This window comes from Laspinema sp. D2d, assembly GCF_025370755.1.
In the GTDB taxonomy this organism is placed as follows: domain Bacteria; phylum Cyanobacteriota; class Cyanobacteriia; order Cyanobacteriales; family Laspinemataceae; genus Laspinema.
Map to the genome: position 1 here is coordinate 41,946 of NZ_JAMXFC010000006.1, position 19,827 is coordinate 61,772.

A 19,827-nucleotide genomic window follows, 5' to 3' on the forward strand; every position below is an offset into this window, starting at 1 on the left:
GTGTCAGCCAACCAGCACCCTTCATCCCCGAGACCCAAAACCCTCTAGGATGAAGCCATCATCAACACCCCCACCCGAGGCGATCGCAATATCTAACCCTTGTGCCTTAACCCTAATCCCGGGTTAATCAACCGCACCCATATCCAAACCCTTTCATGAACTGTATTTAGGCAACACAACATGACCATAACAATCGCCCCGGATCAAGTCCATCAGATAGTTGGAAATCAACATCAAGACCCCTTTGAAATCCTCGGCGCTCATCCCATCCAGGACAACGGCAAAATCTCTCATTGGGCTGTCCGCGCCTACCTCCCCAATGCCGAGAGCGTTTCCGTCATCGTCCCGGAACAGCGCCAAGAATATCCCATGCAGTCCGTGCATAACCCCCACTTCTTTGAATGCATCATTGAAACCGCTGAACTGGCAAACTACCAATTTCGCATCAAAGAAGGCGACCATGAACGGGTAATCTACGACCCCTACGCTTTCCGATCGCCCAAACTCACCGACCTCGACATTCACCTCTTCGCCGAAGGCAACCACCATCGCATCTACGAAAAACTCGGTGCTCATACAATGGAAGTCAACGGCGTTAAAGGCGTTTACTTTGCCGTTTGGGCACCCAACGCCCGTAACGTCTCCGTCCTTGGCGACTTCAACCACTGGGACGGACGCAAACATCAAATGGCTAAACGCGGAAACGGCGTCTGGGAACTCTTTATTCCCGACATCGGCGTAGGCGAACATTACAAATATGAAATCAAAAACTCTGCCGGTCACATTTACGAAAAATCTGACCCCTACGGGTTCCAACAAGAACCCCGCCCCAAAACCGCCTCCATCGTCACCGACCTCGACACCTACGCCTGGACCGACCAAGACTGGATGGAAGAACGTCGCAACAGCGACCCCCTCACCAAACCCATCTCCGTCTACGAATGTCATTTAGGCTCCTGGCTCCATGCCTCCGCCTCGGAACCCGCCAAACTCCCCAACGGAGATACCGAACCTGTTGTCATCGTCTCCGAACTCAAACCCGGGGCCAGATTCCTCACCTACCGCGAACTCGCCGAGAAACTGATTCCCTACGTCAAAGAACTCGGTTACACCCACATCGAATTACTCCCCATCGCCGAACATCCCTTTGATGGGTCCTGGGGTTATCAAGTCACCGGCTACTACGCCCCCACTTCCCGTTTTGGCACCCCGGAAGACTTCATGTACTTTGTGGATTGCTGTCACAAAGAGGGAATTGGCGTCTTGGTAGACTGGGTTCCCGGGCACTTCCCCAAAGATGGACATGGATTAGCCTTCTTTGATGGAACTCACCTCTACGAACACGCTGACCCCCGCAAAGGCGAACATAAGGAATGGGGAACCTTAGTTTTTAACTACAACCGCAATGAAGTTCGCAACTTCCTCGTTTCCAACGTCTTATTCTGGTTTGACAAATTCCACATTGACGGCATCCGCGTGGATGCTGTCGCCTCCATGTTGTATTTAGACTACTGCCGCAAAGAAGGGGAATGGGTCACCAACCAATATGGCGGACGGGAAAACCTAGAAGCCGCAGACTTCCTGCGCCAAGCCAATCATCTGCTATTTTCCTACTATCCTGGAGTCCTCTCCATTGCCGAAGAGTCCACCTCCTGGCCGATGGTTTCCTGGCCGACTTATGTTGGGGGTTTAGGGTTTAACTTGAAATGGAACATGGGCTGGATGCACGATATGCTGGATTATTTCAGCATGGATCCTTGGTTTCGCCAGTTCCATCAGAACAACATCACCTTTAGTATGTGGTATCACCACAGCGAGAACTTCATGCTGGCCCTGTCCCATGATGAAGTGGTGCATGGTAAGAGCAATATCATCGGCAAAATGCCGGGCGATCGCTGGCAAAAATTAGCCAATGTCCGTTGTTTATTTACCTATATGTTTGCTCACCCCGGCAAGAAAACCCTGTTTATGAGCATGGAATTCGGCCAATGGAGTGAGTGGAATGTCTGGGGCGATTTGGAGTGGGAACTGTTGCAATATGAACCACACCAACAGCTTAAAACCTTCATGACCGACCTGAATCACTTATATTGTTCAACCCCCGAACTTTACACCCAAGATTTTGGACAAGAAGGGTTTGAATGGATTGATTGTTCTGACAATCGCCATAGTGTCGTTTCGTTTATCCGCTGGGATAAAAATAAGGAAGATTTTGTAGTAGTGGTTTGTAACTTCACCCCGCAACCGCACAGCCACTATCGCGTTGGGGTTCCAGTTCATGGATTCTACAGCGAAGTTTTTAACAGCGACTCCGGCAAATATGGCGGCAGCAACATGGGCAACCTCGGCGGTAAATGGGCCGACGAATGGTGGTTCCACAGTCACGCTTACTCAATGGATTTGTGCTTGCCTCCGTTATCAGTGTTGGTGTTTAAGTTAGATAAAGAGAAGACTGAAGAAGCGCGCAAAGCCTGGATGTCTCAAACTTAAGCTGTTAGGTGAAGGGTATAGAGGGGGACAATAGTGAGCATCTTGCTCGCACTTGCGATCTCCTCTGTACCCCGTGATACCAAATCCGGTACTTCTAGCTCAGATTTGGTATCACCCTTGAGTCCCCAGACCGAACTCAAGTACATTTTTCCGTTTTTCGCATTGCCCCTAACAGGGTAGAAACAAACACACACCGCTGTTTATTGCTGTTACTATTGCGCAGACGAACCGTCACCCGCCCCAGCCGACCATTGGAGTTTCCTCTGTAGTTAAATTGCATTCGCCACACCCCATTTGTAGAGTATTGATAAAGGGTGGTTTTGCTTTCGTCAATGGTGATAAAAGAATTGAGATTTTGCCAGTGTTGCTCGGTGGGTTCAACCGAGGCGGGATGAACAGCCCATTGAGCGACATCACCCAACTCCCGGAAACTAGCTTGATAGGTTATTTTTTGGTGAGTGGCTTTGGTTTTAGCATTTAATAATACCCCATACACTTCATTTTGACCTGCATTGAGACGGGTTGTCTGCACCCAATTTAGCCAACTGGGAATGCCTATAGCCGCTAAAATAGCGATAATAAAAACAACAATTAACGCTTCGAGTAATGTGAATCCGCTGGTCTGTGAGTTGCGCAACCGACTTCTGATTTGATGGGGAAATTGCATCATTTCAGCACCCTGACTATTGTTTTAAAATAAAATAAATCCTCGCGGGAGAAATTGGGAGGATTTTTAATATTTTTTTACAATTGTGATAAAAATGCAGGGTTTGCCAGGGACAAAAGCGATTTTAGTGGTAAGTAGGGATTCCTCTAATTGCAATCAACCCCTTCCGTTTTATGGACATTTCCTAAAAGGGTTTGAAGAATCACACAGCGTTCTCCGCCCCCATTCTGAAAAACGAGGGTTATTTTTTGCGGGCTATCCTGATTCGCTTGTTGTGGATCAAGTAGCTCACCTTTGTCATTAAATTGAACATTCCAGGGAGGAATCGCTGTATTGGCCGCTGCTAAATTAGTTTTAGTTTCATCAATTCTAATCATTCCTTGACCATTAAAATCTTGCCCGATATGTTGCCAGCTATTGTCACCCGGTGGGGTAGCAACTGGGTGAACAGCCCATTCCATATCATTTCCATTTTGCCTAAAGCTAACTTGCCATGAACTTTTTCTCTGCTTTGCCCGAGATTGACCTTCACTAATGGCTAAGGCAACGGCATCCTGTGCTCTACCGAGACGGCTTTTATTCAACATTGATAGCCAACTTGGAGCAGCGATCGCCGATAAAATTCCAATAATAAAAACGACGACCAGAGCTTCTAGCAGGGTAAATCCCTGCTCCAACTCCTGAGAGTCTCCTGGCTTTATAAGTTTGGTTGGCCTAAATTGAAGGAGTTGGCGACAGTAACTTTCTATAATCATCATAATTTTCCCTATACATAACTTAAATATGAAGTTGATACGGTTTTTCAGGTTCTGGGGACTGTTAGTAAGTTATTTCAGCAGTCCCCTCAAAATTATTGTTGACCAAATCGGGTTCGGGCTTGCACACGAGTTTGTAAACTCGGCAAGTAAATTGGGTTACGGGAACCTTTAGCGCCAGCTCTTTGGGCAGCATTACCCCTCAGAAAAACGACCGCTTCTTGAACATTGCTTCCTCCAGGATTACTGATACAGGCATAAAAACTACTTAAGTTGTCAATTGTTGCATTAGCCGGAGGAGTAGCAGTATAATTGTCCGGGCAGTTTACTCGCCCTGGATTTAACCCCAAGTCTACCCCATCTACTAAAACTACATCATTACTAAAATTAATATTTGTAGAGTTCCAAGTGGCAAAACTACCCGTAAAGTTATTATAGCCTGGTGTTTCCGCTGTTGTGTCTTGTAAATCTTGGTATTTAGGAAGAGTAAATCGGGTAATTCTTCCTAAGTTTTCTTGCCAAATACTATTAGGTGTATTGGGTCTTATAGAGTAAATAACAAGAGTGTAAAAGGCTAAATTAGTTTGAAGAGTAGTATCCTCATTATCAGCACTCAACTCATCAGCCTCAAACCTTTCAAGTTTCCAGAAAGCTAAAACGGGCTGGACATTTGGGGTATTTGTAACAAAATTAAAGTTTGGACAGTTTGGAATATTTCCTGGCTGAAAACAATCGCCTGGATAAATATAAACTGCCTCGCGTAGTTCTGCTGCCATATAATCGAGAGCTTGGGCCATTTCTTGTTGGGTTTGGCTTTTCGCTGTTTCACGCTGCTCAGTTGTTAGAAGGCTCACGACTAAGGATAAAACAGCATAAAGTGCTATTCCGGCGACGACCATTCCCACTAGCAGTTCTGGTAATGTAAACCCGGTAGCTGTTTTGTTCCGAGATTTAGTAGCGAGGTAATGGAATAAAATATACTTTGCTTGATTGATAGCCATTGTTTGATACCGAAAAAACTTCTGATATTACTCAACCTAATCAATCGAAATTGATAAGATGGCTTGATTGAGGATGAAAATGTAATTTGATAATTAGCTCACCCAGTAGAGTTATACCAATCATCCTCTAGGGGTTTAACTGATAATTCCCGACAATCCAACAAACAGGGTTGTGTTTCTTTTATCCTCCCTCGTTAATGTCATTTAAAAATTGTTCATATTGGTTGAAGGCATTTCTCGTTTCTGATTTAACAATTGGTACAGAAAAAGCTGCTAAAGGTAAACGACTTTGGCTAGTTGCTGCTGATAATGCTAAAGAAGCCGTTCCAGAGGGGGGACTTTGTAGGTTTCCTGAGTCTATAGAACCCCGGGTATAGACTCGCACAGTCATGACAAAGGCAGCGACTCGATTACCTTGGATTGTTGGAGTAAAAGTCCTAACCCGTTGAATAGCCATATCCCACTCACCGTCGTCGTCTAGGTGAACATGACACCAAGCATCGGAAAGATTTTCATGGCAAGGGTTAGTAGGATTTGGTGTGGAAACTGGTATATCTTGGCGCTTGATTTTTCCTAAATCTGGGGGTAAAAGTGCCTCATTATCTCCCAGGGTATTGTCATTATTTTCAACAAACAGCCTTACTCGATCAATTTCCCCCTGAGCTAACTGCATCGCTTGCTGAGCTCGGTGAGCACGAACCCGTGTCGCTATAGATAGGGCGATCGGGGGACTAATCGCCACGACAGATATAGCTAGAATTATGACGGCCGCTAGAGACTCGATTAAGGTCAATCCTTCTTCTGTTGGTTTGGTTGATTTGTGGTGTTTCATGGTGAACTCCGTCTCCATTAAGGGGAATGAGGGGTCAGCCGTCCATAATCTCAGTCATAATTTTGAGCATGGTTTATAGCTGACACCCCCTAGATGTTACTTAGACTTCCTGTAGATTATGGACAAGGGTAGTTAATCTCTGGAAGTGCGCGCAGCTTACAGATGTAAGCATTATCCGCAGACGGTTCGCGGTAGAACTCATCCCGTTTACTAGAAACCTGGCTCATCCGGCGAGCCGCAGGACCTGCAGGTGCTTTTTGCAGTGCCACATCGTAACCCCAATTTCGTTGAGGCTCAACGTAGTATTTGTAAACGGGTGCTCCGGGTTTCGGAGTTTGTGGGGCCGCGCCTCCTGCTGGGACGACTGGATATTCCCAGGCGTCTTGATCAAAGGGAGCTGTTGCATAGTTGCTAAAGTACAACTGAATTAGAGATCCTTGGATCGTCAGAGGAATATTCTTCCAGTTTTCCAGCACTCTGGGAAAGTTGTGGAAGCCGCCATTAATTTGCTGAGTTCGAGAAGGGATCATCCCGCTAATCAGAACCATGTTAGTTGTCGTATCGGCAGCGGTGATTAATTGTCTGTCTTGCCCGAAGGTGTTATAGTTCCCTGGATATCGAGCCAGAGTTGCAAAATCTACTGTTGCATTGTATTGATTCGCTGCGGGATAAGTGATAGTCTGCGGAATACCATTTTTGTCAATGGCAATAGGAGAGGTAGGCTGATAGTCAGGGGTTGCAGTTGGTCTGGGAATTTCCCAGGGGTTTTCCCGTGCCCAATAAGTATTAGCTAAAAGTGTGGTATTCGGACGGTTTTGGTTAATGAAAGAGGTATTTGTTGATCCTTGATTACAACCATATAGCCGCTGCCGATTTGCAGCATCTAGTCGGCGGTTGCTATTATACCCAGTCGGTGCAGTTGTTGCCGGATTAGCAATCCCTGCAAAAATGATGCCATCTTCAATGCTTCCATCACAAAAGTTATTAGACAAAATCGTGATGGAGTCAGCAATAATTTCTACATTGCGCCACCAATCTTGAGATGGATCGGCAAAATTTACATTCCGATTATTGGCAGAGCGACCATAGAACTGAGGTGCGGAAAACGTGGAAGTCAATGTCTGAGTAAATTCCTGGATCGTATTTGCAGTTCCGGTAGCACTATTGCTGTGCAGGTTGAACTGACCCTGGGTATAAACTGGATTATCAGTGACGAATGTCATCCCCCGAGATAAGTTACTTCCTTCTCTGCGCAGGGTTGTACCATTTTTAAAGCGGAACCCGTATGGACGTCGGTCCGGGTCAGCATAGTAATCAACGGATTTGAGATTTATCTGTCCTTCTCTGTCCCCAGGTATGTCTACATACTCATCAATGTTTGCAGGACGAGATATGGCATCTTCCCGAACCGCATCTTCGCGGAACGCATAGACAATTCCACCGTTTTCTTCAGGAATCAAGAAGTCACCGTTGACCTTGCTTTGACGGAACATATTCATGTCTAGGTTTAACACCCGAACCGTCATGTTTTCGCGACCATCATAGAGTGCAGAATCTTTGATGGGTACTTGCCGAAGTTGATTGCCGACCAAAATTAGCTCTTGACTGCTGCTATTGGGATTAGTACCTGCCGGTCCGTTCTTATTAGGCAGTACCCAATCAGAGAAGTCAGTCTTTCTCGGCTGAAGGGCAATGCTGCTCAAATCGTCTGGATTAGCGGAATCTAAAACTTGATACTGAGCTGCTGCATTGGATGCAGTAATATAAGCACTGGAAATATAAGGTTCAGCAGCAGGTTGGGTATGGTCTACTCCACCGCTTCCAGTTTCATTATCTCCATTATAGTCGTGGTTAAATTTGGGGAAGAGGTAGTAGAGGGCAGGAAATTTAGGTTCGTTAGAGCAGAGGCGGGATAAACCGATTAAATGCTGCTGGTCCGCGATTACGGGTACTGAAAGAAGAGATCCACCACCAGTCGGATCTTGAACCGTGATTCCAAAATATCCATTACCCGTTGCATTAGTTACATCACAGCTGATGTTAATACTCTGCGGACTCGGCGGAGGATTTCCCGGAGCCTGATAGACCAACTGGAATGAGCGAGCATTTAACTTAAAACCATAAGTGCGATCGCGATTCACTTGCTCCTTACGCATAATTAAGTGAGCCAGCGTGAGGAGTTCGGCATTTGCCGGATCCTTTTCTAGCTCTTTTATATAGAATTCTGGGGGCTTATCTACATTCGTGGGGGCTAGGTTTATGATGTCCCATAGCTTTGTAGCTAGAGCGTCTAATCCTTTCTGGTTTCCTCCATTTAATCCTGTTGATTTATTCTGGGGATTACCATAATCGTAATCCTCCAGATTTTGAATGTTGTAGGCCAACATACCCAAGGTTGCTGATGCCGTGTGGAGGGTTGACTGGTCAGCAATACTTAAATCTGGGGAAGATACCCCAGGAGAAACTCCTCGGGGATACATCCGCTGATTTGCGTTCAAGTCAGCCATAATTTGGCGCAGTTTGGAGTAATCTCCAAACATTGTTAACTGAGGAGAGGGATATCGGGGGACATCTGCGGTGGCGCTAGGCGGTGGGGCCGCAGGAAAGGCTCCATTAGGGTCGCCCGCGAAATTCGCTAAATTTTGTAACGCTCTTCGTAACGGCGTTGCACCATTGATTTGGGCAGCAAAGTCTGATTCATCCTCAAACAAAGGAGCAAATTCCCAGCCATTGGTACCTTTACCACTAAAGAAGTCTACATTCAAGCGTGTAACCGACTGATTGTCCCCATCTTTAAAGGTAATTTCATTAAACGTAGCACTATCTCTCAGGGTCGTTGGTGTTCCTGGATGTACAGTTGTCGCGACATACCCACTGGGATAAAATCCCTCGCTGCCGTCTCCATGAGTGTAAACAGCCGTAGCTTGCACGGCTGCTAAATTGTCATATAGAGTTTTCCGTTGCCGTAGCTCGTTTTGCCGCCCATTCATTGGCGCATAGGCAGTCGTCAAGTTAAACGGATTAAGGGGATCTGTTCCATAGTTTTTATCTCCGAGATCAATTACGTCTCCATCGCGATTAAAGTCCCGGACCCAGCCAAAAGCATTCCCTAATTCTAGGCGCTGTCCAACAATAATCCGAGTCCCTTGATCTCGCGCACGTCTTTCCCAATAGCCATCTAACCCATACTCATCGGGCTGATCTGCTGAAGGCGGGTCATTACGAAGCAGTAGTGATTTGTCTGGTTCTGGGGTTAGTTCAGCTATGTATTCTCCATAGTCAAAATATTGCTCGACTGACTCGGTGGTATCAATGGTACAGTTTCCATCATCATCTCGTGCCGCTCGGCTATAGATAGTTTTTGGACCAAACCGATCATCCGCACGATAAACATCGTCTAAAGTAGGCGGACAAGTCTGATTTTCAGGATCGAGGGCAATGCGACTGGATAACATTGGATTATCAGCACTCCAAGTATTAATGGGTTTCCAGCCTGCTGTACTCCGAGGTTCTGAGGCATTAGGATTGAGCAAAATCTGTTTCGGGTCGATCGCGATGTTGATAGCAGCAGTAGCCCCACCTGTTAAATCCACCGAGTCATTCCCAGCATTCAATTGGGGCCACCCAGTGGAACTATCCCCTTGGGGAGCTACTGGGCTGGTTGGATCTCCTTGTTCATGAACATCAATATAAACAGGTCCTTTGAAAGCACTATCGAGATCCGGAGCAGCGGGAACAGCAAAAACAATTTGATTTTTAGCACTCAGTTCTGAATTAAGGTCTGGCTCATAAAAACAAGAGCCTTGAGAGCTAATCAAAAAAGAATGAAAGCCATTTGCGTGCAAAGCTTTCATGAACATACTGCCTTCCGTGTGCATGGCTCCGTTCCATTTAAACTCTGGACCGGGATATACCTCCATATCACTGCGAAACCAAGCTCCCCATTTATTCCCCTGCTCGTAGTATCGGTCCTGCTGATACTCAATGGTGGAGAGCATGGGGTTAGAAGCAGAATTATTCCCAATCATCCGATTAGGGAGAGTCAAGGCGTAAACTTGAAAATTCTTTTTCAGAATAGAAGAACTCAGGGGGAACCATCCTTGCCTTATTTCTTCACCCGCCTCATCAATAACTCTACAAGTTGGGTCGTTTGTCGCATTGGTGGTCAGGATAGGACCACTGCGGACCAGCATTGCGTCAGCTTTTTCTTGGTCACTCTTTAATAACTGATTTCCCCCAGTATTCGGATTCATTGTTTTACCCCCTCTATCCGTTCGGGAGAGAATGGTATAAACCGTAACTAAATCATCTGGATCATCAGTTTTTCCATTGTTATTGGCATCGGTTCTAAATAACCATGCCGGAACATTTTCGCCATCATTCGTAGAGAGACTAACAGCAGTTTCACCGGGAAAAGTATAGCTCAACGTGCTATCTGGATTATTTTCCAGTAGGCTGTTTTCCAGCACGGTTTCTGTAGGTACTCCTGGGGCTAGATACCTAGGGTCGAACATTTGCTCTAACTTAGCTCGGGCCCGTTCGATCGATGGAGTAGCAGCATTGAGGAGTTCCTGCTTCTGGTAGTCACCAATGACTTCAGTTGATCGCTGATAAGAGCGGAACATTAAAGTGCTGACCACTAACATCATCACGATGATGAGTAGAGTAGTTGTTGGCAACACAAAACCCGCCTGCAATCGACGGCGTGAGGTGACGAAGGCAGTGCGGAGAAAACGATAAGTATTTCGACTTGTTAGCTTTTGAGCAAATCGAATGATTGCTTGCACGAGGTGCGTTAGCGCTTTTTGGATTTTGTGCTTTCTAGCCATAGCTACTCCGTGAGTGCAGGTGCCATTAATTGAGAAATGGAGAGTCTTTTTTCTGTGGTAGCTTAAAAATCTCCGAATTGACTATCCGTATATTTCCGGAGATTGTTGTTAAACTATTGTATTATCTAGTTTTTAGGTTACCCAGCTAGATAGAAAAATCAATCAGCCTAGGGTTAGAAAGTTTGTCCAGAGGGCCCCAAGAAATTGCTTCTGGGACCCCAATAGGCAAAGAGGCACAGCAATGCTGCGCCTCATCGGAAAGATTCCCTAGGAGTTGGGGTCTTAGTATTTGGACAGATTGATTCCCGCTTCCTTGGCGTAAGCTTGCAACCCCTTGTTATTGAGGGTTTTGATAGCGGTAGTAGATAGGCGCAGTCTCACCCAGCGGTTTCCTTGGGGCCACCAGACCCGTTTCCATTGCAGGTTGGCTTCTTGCAGCTTATGGGTACGGCGGTGGGAGTGGGAAACGGCCATTGCATTATTCGCTTTTTTGCCGGTGAGTTGACATTTGCGGGACATGGTTTCTCCTTAGATAAGTTGGGCTACGTTGAAACGCGATCTCTTATTGTACCGAGTTTTGGAGAAGGATGAAGTTTGGAGTGGTTTAACTTCATTTCCGGTCCCCTCCCCTTGGCAAGGGGAGGGTTAGGGTGGGGTCCTCTGGGAGGCGATTCCCTACGGGATAGCTCCGCTTACCGCGCGTCACGAGAAATCGGTGGGTGGAGGGTGTCGGTGGTGACGTGCGATCCAGCCTTACGAAAAAAGAGGTTGGACCAGCCTCCAGGCGCGATCGCCTCCAAGAGTACGTTATGTGGCGATCGCCACATAACCAGGACCCCACCCTAACCCTCCCCTTGCCAAGGGGAGGGGACCGGAAATGAAGTTAATCTGAGCTAAATCACCCTGAGCGTAAAAACCCGACCCTTGTAAGACCCCACCCAACCCTCCCCTTAGCAAGGGGAGGGCTATGAGTAAGGTGTTATCGCTTTTCCCTAGGACCGTTGCTCAGTTAGGCGGGTGAGCAGACGGTTGGACCTTTCTACGAAGGTGGTCATGCCTTCGGCGTCAAAGCCTTTTTGAGCCATCAGTGCTAAATCATAGACATGATGACAAATCATGTCTGCCAGTTCTGCTGAGGGAGATTTGCCTTCCCCTTGGATGATGCCGCTTTGGGAGAGTTCGGTCAGGTGTTGGATTAGGGGATGGGCGGTGTTTACCAGCAAGATATGCTCGTCGGGGAATTTGGCGGATTCCTGGGAGACTAAGGCGTTCATATCCCGGAGGCGGCGCAGAAACTCGGGGAGGAGGACAATTGCCGGGGGAGTGCCTTGGGGGTCTTCGGATTTGAGGGCTTCGGTACGGATGGTCAGTTTGGGTTGGTTGAGCGCTTTTTCAAAGATTTCTTTGATTTGTTCGCTGCGAGTTTTGTTGGTAGTAGGATCAACGATTTCTGAGGCTTTGTCTTGTTCGATGAGTTTGTCGTCAATCTCGGCATCCACCCGGGAGAATTTCACTTCGGTATGTTCCCGTTCTAGGAAACTGATGAAGTGGGGATCAATGAAGGAGTCCATAAATAGGACTTCTAATCCCTGACTCTTGTGCAGTTGCACATAAGTGGCTTGCGCTACGGGGTCAGTGCAGTAAAATGCCTGGTTCTCGTGGCGCGCTTTGTTGCGTTCTAAATACTCGTCTAGGGTGGTGTAAGAGGGTCCCTCGGTTTTGCTGTCCGATGAGACTTGTTTCCAGGCGTCTCCTTCTTCGGCTTGCACTTCTACGGCAGGTTGGTCGGATTCTGCCGGTTTCAGGTCGGCTGTGGTGCGGTAGATGATGATATCTTCGAGTTGCTTTTTGAATTTATCATCGTTGAGGCAGCCGAATTTGACGAAGGTGCCGATATCTTGCCAGCTTCGGATATATTCTTGGCGGTTGTTGTTGTACTGTTCTTTGAGTCGGTCCGCGACTTTTTTGGCGATGAAGTCTGCGATTTTGCGAACGGTTCGGTCCATCTGCAAGGCGCTACGGGAGACGTTCAGGGGAATGTCGGGACTGTCTAGGACGCCGCGCATGGGGAGGAGGAATTTGGGGATGATTTCCTCGCAGTGGTCCGAGACAAAGACTTGATTGCAGAACAGTTTGATTTGTCCTTTGGTGACATCAACATCGGGACGGAGTTTGGGGAAGTAGAGGATGCCTTTGACAAGAAAAGGATAGTCTGTGTTGAGGTGGACCCACAACAGGGGTTCTTCTTGGAAGGGATAGAGGTAGCGGTAAAAGTCGAGGTAATCTTCGTCGGTGAGGCTGCTGGGAGATTCGCGCCAGAGGGCTTTTTGCCGGTTGATTTGTTCGCCATCCATTTTGATGGGAACCGGCATAAAGTCACAGTAGGTTTTGACGAGTTGCTTGATCCGGGAGGCTTCGGCGTATTCTTTTTCTTCGTCCTGGAGGGTGAGGGTGATGGTGGTTCCGTGGGTGGTTCGGTTGGAGTCTTCAAGTTTGAAGGAGGGGGACCCATCACAACTCCAGTGAACAGCTTCTGCGCCTTCTTTGTAGGAGAGGGTATCGATTTCGACGGTTTTGGCAACCATGAAGGCGGAGTAAAAGCCGAGTCCGAAGTGACCAATGATTTGCCGATCGCTGGCGGATTGATATTTGGTGATGAACTCTTCAGCGCTGGAAAAGGCGACTTGGTTGATGTATTGTTTAACTTCATCGGCGGTCATGCCGATGCCGGTGTCGCTGATGGAGAGCGTGTTTTTTTCAGGGTCGATCGCAATGGTAATTTCCGGGTTGCTAGTGTCCCCGCTAAATTCTCCCGCGTAGGAGACCATGTTGAGTTTTTCAATGGCATCGACAGCGTTGGAGACAAGTTCCCGCAAGAAGATTTCATGGTCGGAGTATAGAGACTTCTTGATAATGGGAAAGATATTCTCGGTATGGATCGTGATTTGGCCTTGTTCCAATACGGTCATAGTTTTCTCAGTTTAAGGGTAAAGTTTAGTTCAGTATTGATTTTGGGCGATCGCGCGGTGCTTGCAGATCAGGGGAACCCCCCGCAAAGGATTCGGATCTCCCTACTTTTTGAGTTGAAGCTAGGTTCGGGGTTGAGTCACGGTATAGAAGGCGGCTGCTTGTGTTATTCAATTCTTATGTTTTCATTTTTGGGTTTCTCCCGGTCACCCTGTTGGTCTATTTTGGGTTGACTCGGTTGCGCTATGTGAAGGCGGCGATCGTTTGGATGGCGATCGCCTCGTTGTTTTTTTATGGCTACTGGAATCCTCCTTATTTGCTGTTATTCCTGGGTTCCATCAGTTTGAACTATGGGTTTGGCAGGGCCATCGCGGCTAGTCCCTTAAGGGGCGATCGGTCGAAATTCTTGCTGATTGTGGGCATTAGTATTAATTTAATCTTCATTGGCTATTACAAATATGCCGAATTTTTCCTAAGTTCCCTCAATCAAGTCTTAAACTGGAATTGGCAGAGTACCCCAATTATTCTCCCTCTAGCCATTTCATTCTACACCTTTACTCAAATCGCCTATCTGGTCGATGCCTACCGAGGAGAGACCAAAGACTCAAAGTACGATTTAGTTACCTACAGTCTGTTTGTTTCGTTTTATCCCCAATTAATCGCCGGTCCGATTCTGCGTCATGATGAACTCATTCCCCAGTTGCGATCGCTCAGAAATTTTATCTTTTCTGATAAAAATTTTGCTAGAGGGTTAACTTTGTTTATCCTGGGATTATCCAAAAAAATGCTGATTGCGGATAATTTATCCCCTTGGGTAGCCCAGGTGTTTAATAATGCCGATTCGGTAACTTTTTTGGAAGCCTGGATTGGGGCTTTGAGCTATACGTTTCAACTTTATTTTGATTTTTCAGGATATTCCGATATGGCGATCGGCTTGGGGTGGATGGTAAATATCAATCTACCGATTAATTTTAATTCTCCCTATAAAGCCAGTTCGATTATTGACTTTTGGCGGCGCTGGCATATCACCCTTTCTGCCTTTTTGAGGGATTACCTTTATATTCCTCTAGGCGGTAGCCGGAAGGGAGAAACCCGCCGTATTGGAAATTTAATGCTGACGATGCTGTTAGGGGGTTTGTGGCATGGTGCCGGTTGGACTTATGTGATTTGGGGAGGACTACATGGGTTATTTTTAGCTATCAATCATGGTTGGCGTAAGCTAGGAATTTCTCTACCGAAATTTGTAGGAGTGACTGTCACTTTTTTGGCAGTGGTTGCCAGTTGGGTGTTATTTCGGGCCACTACCTTTCAAGAGGCTTTAGAACTTTTACAGGCAATGGTGGGGATTAAATCTGTGATATTACCAACCCATTATCAAGGGTTTTTGGGCTGGTTAAGTCCGTTGGGATTACAATTTAAGCCGGTTAAGGCTTTCGCTTATTTACCCCGAGGCGGGGTGGAGTTAAATGGGTTAATTCTTTTAGGAGTTTTATTGATTGTGATGCTGTTGCCAAATACCCAAGAAATGGTAAAAAACTTTAAAACGACTTGGGGTTGGACTCTGGCAATTGCCAGTCTAGCAGCAGGATGTTTTATTTCTCTCAATCAAGTGTCAGAGTTTCTGTACTTTCAGTTTTAAGTCCATGTCACATTACAAAGATTATCGTCGTTATGGGTTCAGACTATTAACCCTAACCGCTATTTTTTTGGCAATGATTGCCGGTTTTAATGGATTTTTCGACCCGTATGAGGTGCTGGGTACTCCCACAATTAAGAGGTTGAATCAGGTTAAGCGAGAGAAAGATATTCAGGTTAGATTGTTTAAAACCGTTGCGGTGAACAAAATTGAAGCGAAAAGCCTATTTTTAGGGTCATCGCGGACGGAATTTGGTTTAGATACCCATCATCCTGCGTTGAGGCATCAGCAACCGGGGTATAATTTAGCGATTACCGGGGGAAATATGTATGAAGTCCGGCGCTACTTTGACCATGCGATCGCCACTCAGCCCGAGGTCAAAGAAATCGTCTTAGGACTCGATTTTTTCATGTTTAATCAGATCCGACAAAATACCCCAGATTTTAAGGAACACCGCTTAGAAACCCGCGAGTTATTTGGGGGAGACGTGTTTGAAATATTGTTGTCAAAACAAGCACTCATTAGTAGCTTGAAAACGTTTAAAAATAGTTTTTTGCGGCCAAACAATCCAGGTTTTTTTTATGCTGATGGCAGACGCCACCCTGATTCCACTATTGAACAGGTTTATTTTAATCAAGGTGTTATCCCTCGATTTAGAATGGTTTTAAGAGATTTTTTAGTTCGACCCGATCTGTATGGAATCTATGAGCTTTCTCCAGATTATTTAGAAGATTTACAGGCCATTATTACAACCAGTCAACAGCGGGGAATTCGGTTACACTTGTTTATTTCGCCAAGTCATGCAATGCAATGGGAAGCTATCCGAGTGGCGGGACTGTGGTCCGAGTTTGAAAACTGGAAGCGAGCCATTGTCAATCTATCACCCATTTGGGATTTTTCGGGGTACAATAGCATGACCACAGAGGCGATCGCAAATCCGATGCAGTATTATATTGAGAGTTCTCATTACCGCAAAGAACTCGGGGATTTGGTCCTGAACCGGATTTTGGATTATCAACCCGAAACCGTGCCCTCGGATTTTGGCCTATTACTGACACTGACTAATCTGGAGACTCATTTGGAACAGATTCGGCGCGATCGCGAAGTATGGGCCAAGGAAAACCCTAAATGGGTCGAATTTGTGGAAGCCTTAAAGCCTTAATTTATGATAAAAAATAGCTCTTAAAACATCAATAAAATGCTCCCAGTCCTGCAATGAAAAGCTTTAGAAATTTGCTACCAAGGGGCTACAGTGGGTGAGTTTGAATGAATTATTCCTGAATTCAAACACTGCCTTCCTATAAGATTTAACGGTTCAAAAGGCAAAATAGTAGACGGTTTGGTCCAGTCTAAGACAGGATGGCGAGAACAGGGGGAACCGCATTGCATCTGCAACCATTCGAGGCCAAAATTATGACCTAAGCTCATCAATCCGAGGGAATTTAAGTGAAGATTATCGGCATATCGAGAAAAATAGAGAGTTTCTACGACCCGAGTTTGAGCAACGGATTGGAAGACGTGAATTTGAGCCTCGCGAACCCTATCCCCATACTCAAAAGTACCAAAGGGCGTGGTAGATTGCTGGTTGACGATGGGAATTAAACCATAAATGACTGGGAGTTCAGGTTGATTTAAATCCTGCCGCAAGCGGGAGATAAAATGGGTAAAGTTTTGGGCATAATTAGAGGCCATATAGCGATCGCTTTTGGCGTCGGATTCTCCCTGCATCCAAAAAAATCCAGCAATTTCTACTTGGTAACCAAGACTAGAGAGATCGGCGATCGCCTGTTGCACTCGGTCTAGCATTTGATGATACAGCGAACCCTCAATATACGGATTCCACTGAGTCTCCAAATTTGTGCCATTTTGGGCATATTTAACCAATGCAATGGGTTGGTTGAAATGCGTAGAAATCGTGGCAGCTAGGGTGATTTCTGGGCCAAATCCTTGGGAATTCGCCACCCCCTGACTAAAGGGTAACGGTTCGGTAGGGGCTTGCAGCGTGACCCATTCATCCTGGCGATCGTACCATAACACAGAGGACTGAAGCTGCTGTAAATCCGGGGGTAAATCGTCCATAGTGGACCGATATCCCACCATGTTTGATTGTCCCGCTAAGATAAAGAGTTGGATAGATGCAGTTCTGCCGGATAGGGAGAAGCTAATGACAAAGGTGCTCGTTAGAACCGTCAGACTTATTCCCTTAGCGGCGATCGGTTTCAGCCATTTCCCAACCCATTTAGGATAGAACATAGCAACTCTGTAAACAACGGGGAATCTTCTCTTCCTTTATCTATTTCTTTTCTAAAACAAAAAAGTAATGATAGGGATAAAGCGGGTCTTGATATTCCCGTTTGAGTTTGAGACCACCATTTTCTAGGGAGGCAACAATTCGTTTTTTAGGATAGCCTTTTAATCCAATTTCCCAGCAATGTTCATCCGGGGTATAGGCTTTGTTGCTCCAAAACTGAGGAATTTGGAGCAACAAACTCCGGGGACGCTGATTAAAAGAAAAGTGAAATTGCAGGGTAAAATAGGCGGTATTGTAAGGGAGAGAAATGACGACAAATTTTTTCGTAGCTTGGGCAATTTTTTGGACTGCTATTTCAAAATTTTCATAAGGGATATGTTCTAGGACTTGAAAAAGAACGATCGCATCAAATGTATTGGGTTCAATTTGAAAATCACTTTTCAGATCCAGGATAATATCTGGCTTTAAGTTAGGGTCAAAATCGGCCCGAACCACTTCATAGCCTTCTCGTAACAAAATTTCAGAGAATAAAGAGTTAAAAATCCCTATTTCCAAAATTTTATGAACGGATTTACCCAAAGACTGGATGATTCGTTTTTGGTTGTAGTAGCTAATCAGTCGGAGTTTTGTTAAATATTCTACGGCCATAATAACTGTTTGTTAAGAGGGTGAAGTTTTAAGGAAGTTGGGACAGATTACTTTTGGGCGATCGCCCAAGTAACAATCGGCCATATCGGGTCATTTCGCATGGCAATTTTGTGTAGGGGATGCCAGCTTGCCTCGGGAATACCCTCATATCGTAAGCCAATAGAATCGAGGACCCAAGCATATTTATTCCCCCAGCCTCCCACCTCAATCAGAGTTGAAAATTTGTCTTCCAGGAGCAACTTTAAAGCCAGAGGAGTAAACCGCCAAAAATCCCCAGGGTAATCATGAATGGGATTGATAAAGCAGGTGGTATGGATGGCTAATCCCCCCGGTTTAAGGACACGCCAACTTTCATTGATGGCTTGTTGCGGGTCTCCTGCTACGTGTTCCAAAACTTGATCACTCACCACATAATCAAATTCAGAATCGGCAAAAGAGAGAGACAGAAAATTATAATCCGGATAGTTTGCTTCAACCAATTTGGACTGGGTTAAATCAAAAAACTGGTGACAAAGGGCGGTAGAATGACTGATGGATAGAATTTTACCAGGCGGGGTTCTGGACTTCAGAACCTCCGAGAGATGCTGATACATATAATAGCGCGTTACGTGAGGGCCTTTTTTTAGACCCGTCATCGAACCCATCAAAATATTTTTTAAGATAAATTTAGTCGGTTTTGCTAACATAATGATAAGAGTAAATAGATTGATATTTTAACAGTTTAATTAGGTTGTCTGCCTAGGCATTATCACCGCAACTCTTAACCTACAATTTTTTAACCCCCTAGTTTTCTGTTTGTTCATTGTTGTTTACTCTTTTTAAGGGAGTTAATAAAAAGACCGGCTAACTGCGGCGGGAGTAGTATCCTGATAAAAATTTTAAGAATAACGAGCCAAATCACTTGATTTGTCAGTAAATCGGGTTGATTTTTTATGGCTATCCATAGAAATCTAGCCGCCATAAAACTGTACTTCCGATTATCTCCCGATTCTAACGCATCAAATGTTAAAAATTTATAACGATTTGCAATAATTTGGCTTCTCCGATTTTGGATGGATTCGGGCGCATTAGCTAAAGATTTTTCAATAACCTGGTTATATCCTTTCTCTTGTCTTTCCAGATTAGCAGACCAGGAGTGAGCCGATTGTCGATATAAAACCTGAGTTGCCGTAACGACGGTAAACTGATATTTTGAGGCTAATCTCAGCCACATTTCCCAATCTTGCCCTCCCAGTAATGATTCATCGAAATTTCCCACTTGTGAAAACGCCTCTTTGCGAATTAAGGGGTTAGATCCACTGCCAATAAAATCACCGAGTAACAGTCGTTCATACACTTGATTCGTAAATTTAAAATGGTGACCTCCTGGTAAGCAGTTCCCCGATTCATCAATATAATCGGTCCAGCTATAAGCCACCCCAGCCTCGGGATTCTCTTCGAGGGCTTTGAGTTGCCGTTCTAACTTATCGGGAGTCCATAAGTCATCCGCATCGATGAAAGCGACATATTCCCCAACCGCCTGCTCAATTCCTCGATTTCTGCTTTTTTGAGCGCCGGAATTGGGAAAAGAAAAAACTTGAATTCGTGAGTCTTTGATGCTAGAAATAATTTCCAATGTGGCATCGGTTGACCCATCATTAATGATAATTAATTCAAAGTCTTGAAAGGTTTGTTTTAAAACCGATTCAATTGTTTCTTGAATTGTCTTTTCAGCATTATAGGCAGGAATAATCACAGAAATAGTTGGCATT

General features: G+C 45.5%; 15 protein-coding genes. 3 read left to right on the forward strand and 12 right to left on the reverse strand.

Annotated elements, in window-relative coordinates; genetic code table 11:
* Positions 1–180: 180 nt before the first annotated feature.
* A complete protein-coding gene (gene glgB / locus NG796_RS05910) occupies positions 181–2,490 on the forward strand; it encodes a 1,4-alpha-glucan branching enzyme (RefSeq protein WP_261204985.1) in 2,310 nt (769 codons plus the stop codon).
* 136 nt (positions 2,491–2,626) lie between these two features.
* Here glgB and NG796_RS05915 read toward each other — a convergent pair whose 3' ends face one another.
* From NG796_RS05915 to htpG, 8 genes are all read right to left on the reverse strand, one after another.
* Positions 2,627–3,160: a Tfp pilus assembly protein FimT/FimU gene (locus NG796_RS05915; RefSeq protein WP_261204986.1), complete on the reverse strand. Its 534-nt coding sequence runs from the start codon at positions 3,158–3,160 to the stop codon at positions 2,627–2,629.
* 143 nt (positions 3,161–3,303) lie between these two features.
* On the reverse strand, positions 3,304–3,915 hold the full coding sequence (locus tag NG796_RS05920) for a Tfp pilus assembly protein FimT/FimU (protein WP_261204987.1): 612 nt from the start codon (positions 3,913–3,915) through the stop codon (positions 3,304–3,306).
* A gap of 92 nt (positions 3,916–4,007) precedes the next feature.
* A complete protein-coding gene (locus NG796_RS05925; RefSeq protein ID WP_261204988.1) occupies positions 4,008–4,913 on the reverse strand; it encodes a PilW family protein in 906 nt (301 codons plus the stop codon).
* A 181-nt stretch (positions 4,914–5,094) separates the two neighbouring features.
* Positions 5,095–5,745: a type II secretion system protein gene (locus NG796_RS05930; RefSeq protein ID WP_261204989.1), complete on the reverse strand. Its 651-nt coding sequence runs from the start codon at positions 5,743–5,745 to the stop codon at positions 5,095–5,097.
* Positions 5,746–5,861: 116 nt separating this feature from the next.
* A complete protein-coding gene (hpsA, locus tag NG796_RS05935; protein WP_261204990.1) occupies positions 5,862–10,574 on the reverse strand; it encodes a hormogonium polysaccharide biosynthesis protein HpsA in 4,713 nt (1,570 codons plus the stop codon).
* Between the two features lie 282 nt (positions 10,575–10,856).
* A complete protein-coding gene (rpmB, locus tag NG796_RS05940) occupies positions 10,857–11,093 on the reverse strand; it encodes a 50S ribosomal protein L28 (protein ID WP_261198468.1) in 237 nt (78 codons plus the stop codon).
* A 173-nt stretch (positions 11,094–11,266) separates the two neighbouring features.
* Entirely contained in the window at positions 11,267–11,401 is a 135-nt protein-coding gene (locus NG796_RS05945) for a hypothetical protein (protein ID WP_261204991.1), read from the reverse strand.
* A 165-nt stretch (positions 11,402–11,566) separates the two neighbouring features.
* Positions 11,567–13,543, reverse strand: a complete 1,977-nt coding sequence (gene htpG, locus NG796_RS05950; RefSeq protein ID WP_261204992.1) for a molecular chaperone HtpG — start codon at positions 13,541–13,543, stop codon at positions 11,567–11,569.
* Between the two features lie 161 nt (positions 13,544–13,704).
* On the opposite strand from htpG, the gene NG796_RS05955 reads away from it, so the two are divergent.
* Positions 13,705–15,180 (forward strand): MBOAT family O-acyltransferase, encoded by a 1,476-nt coding sequence (locus NG796_RS05955; protein WP_261204993.1) that lies wholly within the window; start codon positions 13,705–13,707, stop codon positions 15,178–15,180.
* A 4-nt stretch (positions 15,181–15,184) separates the two neighbouring features.
* The gene (locus NG796_RS05960) at positions 15,185–16,339 is read left to right on the forward strand and encodes a hypothetical protein (protein ID WP_261204994.1); all 1,155 of its coding nucleotides are present in this window, start codon (positions 15,185–15,187) and stop codon (positions 16,337–16,339) included.
* Between the two features lie 74 nt (positions 16,340–16,413).
* Here NG796_RS05960 and NG796_RS05965 read toward each other — a convergent pair whose 3' ends face one another.
* From NG796_RS05965 to NG796_RS05980, 4 genes are all read right to left on the reverse strand, one after another.
* Positions 16,414–17,430 (reverse strand): sialate O-acetylesterase, encoded by a 1,017-nt coding sequence (locus NG796_RS05965; RefSeq protein WP_261204995.1) that lies wholly within the window; start codon positions 17,428–17,430, stop codon positions 16,414–16,416.
* 40 nt (positions 17,431–17,470) lie between these two features.
* Positions 17,471–18,076: a class I SAM-dependent methyltransferase gene (locus tag NG796_RS05970; RefSeq protein ID WP_261204996.1), complete on the reverse strand. Its 606-nt coding sequence runs from the start codon at positions 18,074–18,076 to the stop codon at positions 17,471–17,473.
* 47 nt (positions 18,077–18,123) lie between these two features.
* Positions 18,124–18,762 (reverse strand): class I SAM-dependent methyltransferase, encoded by a 639-nt coding sequence (locus NG796_RS05975; protein ID WP_261204997.1) that lies wholly within the window; start codon positions 18,760–18,762, stop codon positions 18,124–18,126.
* A gap of 113 nt (positions 18,763–18,875) precedes the next feature.
* The gene (locus tag NG796_RS05980; RefSeq protein ID WP_261204998.1) at positions 18,876–19,826 is read right to left on the reverse strand and encodes a glycosyltransferase family 2 protein; all 951 of its coding nucleotides are present in this window, start codon (positions 19,824–19,826) and stop codon (positions 18,876–18,878) included.
* Position 19,827 lies beyond the last annotated feature (1 nt).

Bases quoted from the DNA above. Each gene is read 5' to 3' on its own strand.
- glgB (WP_261204985.1), top strand. From the start codon at position 181: ATGACCATAACAATCGCCCCGGATCAAGTCCATCAGATAGTTGGAAAT.
- NG796_RS05915 (WP_261204986.1), bottom strand. From the start codon at position 3,160: ATGATGCAATTTCCCCATCAAATCAGAAGTCGGTTGCGCAACTCACAG.
- NG796_RS05920 (WP_261204987.1), bottom strand. From the start codon at position 3,915: ATGATGATTATAGAAAGTTACTGTCGCCAACTCCTTCAATTTAGGCCA.
- NG796_RS05925 (WP_261204988.1), bottom strand. From the start codon at position 4,913: ATGGCTATCAATCAAGCAAAGTATATTTTATTCCATTACCTCGCTACT.
- NG796_RS05930 (WP_261204989.1), bottom strand. From the start codon at position 5,745: ATGAAACACCACAAATCAACCAAACCAACAGAAGAAGGATTGACCTTA.
- hpsA (WP_261204990.1), bottom strand. From the start codon at position 10,574: ATGGCTAGAAAGCACAAAATCCAAAAAGCGCTAACGCACCTCGTGCAA.
- rpmB (WP_261198468.1), bottom strand. From the start codon at position 11,093: ATGTCCCGCAAATGTCAACTCACCGGCAAAAAAGCGAATAATGCAATG.
- NG796_RS05945 (WP_261204991.1), bottom strand. From the start codon at position 11,401: ATGTGGCGATCGCCACATAACGTACTCTTGGAGGCGATCGCGCCTGGA.
- htpG (WP_261204992.1), bottom strand. From the start codon at position 13,543: ATGACCGTATTGGAACAAGGCCAAATCACGATCCATACCGAGAATATC.
- NG796_RS05960 (WP_261204994.1), top strand. From the start codon at position 15,185: ATGTCACATTACAAAGATTATCGTCGTTATGGGTTCAGACTATTAACC.
- NG796_RS05965 (WP_261204995.1), bottom strand. From the start codon at position 17,430: ATGTTCTATCCTAAATGGGTTGGGAAATGGCTGAAACCGATCGCCGCT.
- NG796_RS05970 (WP_261204996.1), bottom strand. From the start codon at position 18,076: ATGGCCGTAGAATATTTAACAAAACTCCGACTGATTAGCTACTACAAC.
- NG796_RS05975 (WP_261204997.1), bottom strand. From the start codon at position 18,762: ATGTTAGCAAAACCGACTAAATTTATCTTAAAAAATATTTTGATGGGT.
- NG796_RS05980 (WP_261204998.1), bottom strand. From the start codon at position 19,826: ATGCCAACTATTTCTGTGATTATTCCTGCCTATAATGCTGAAAAGACA.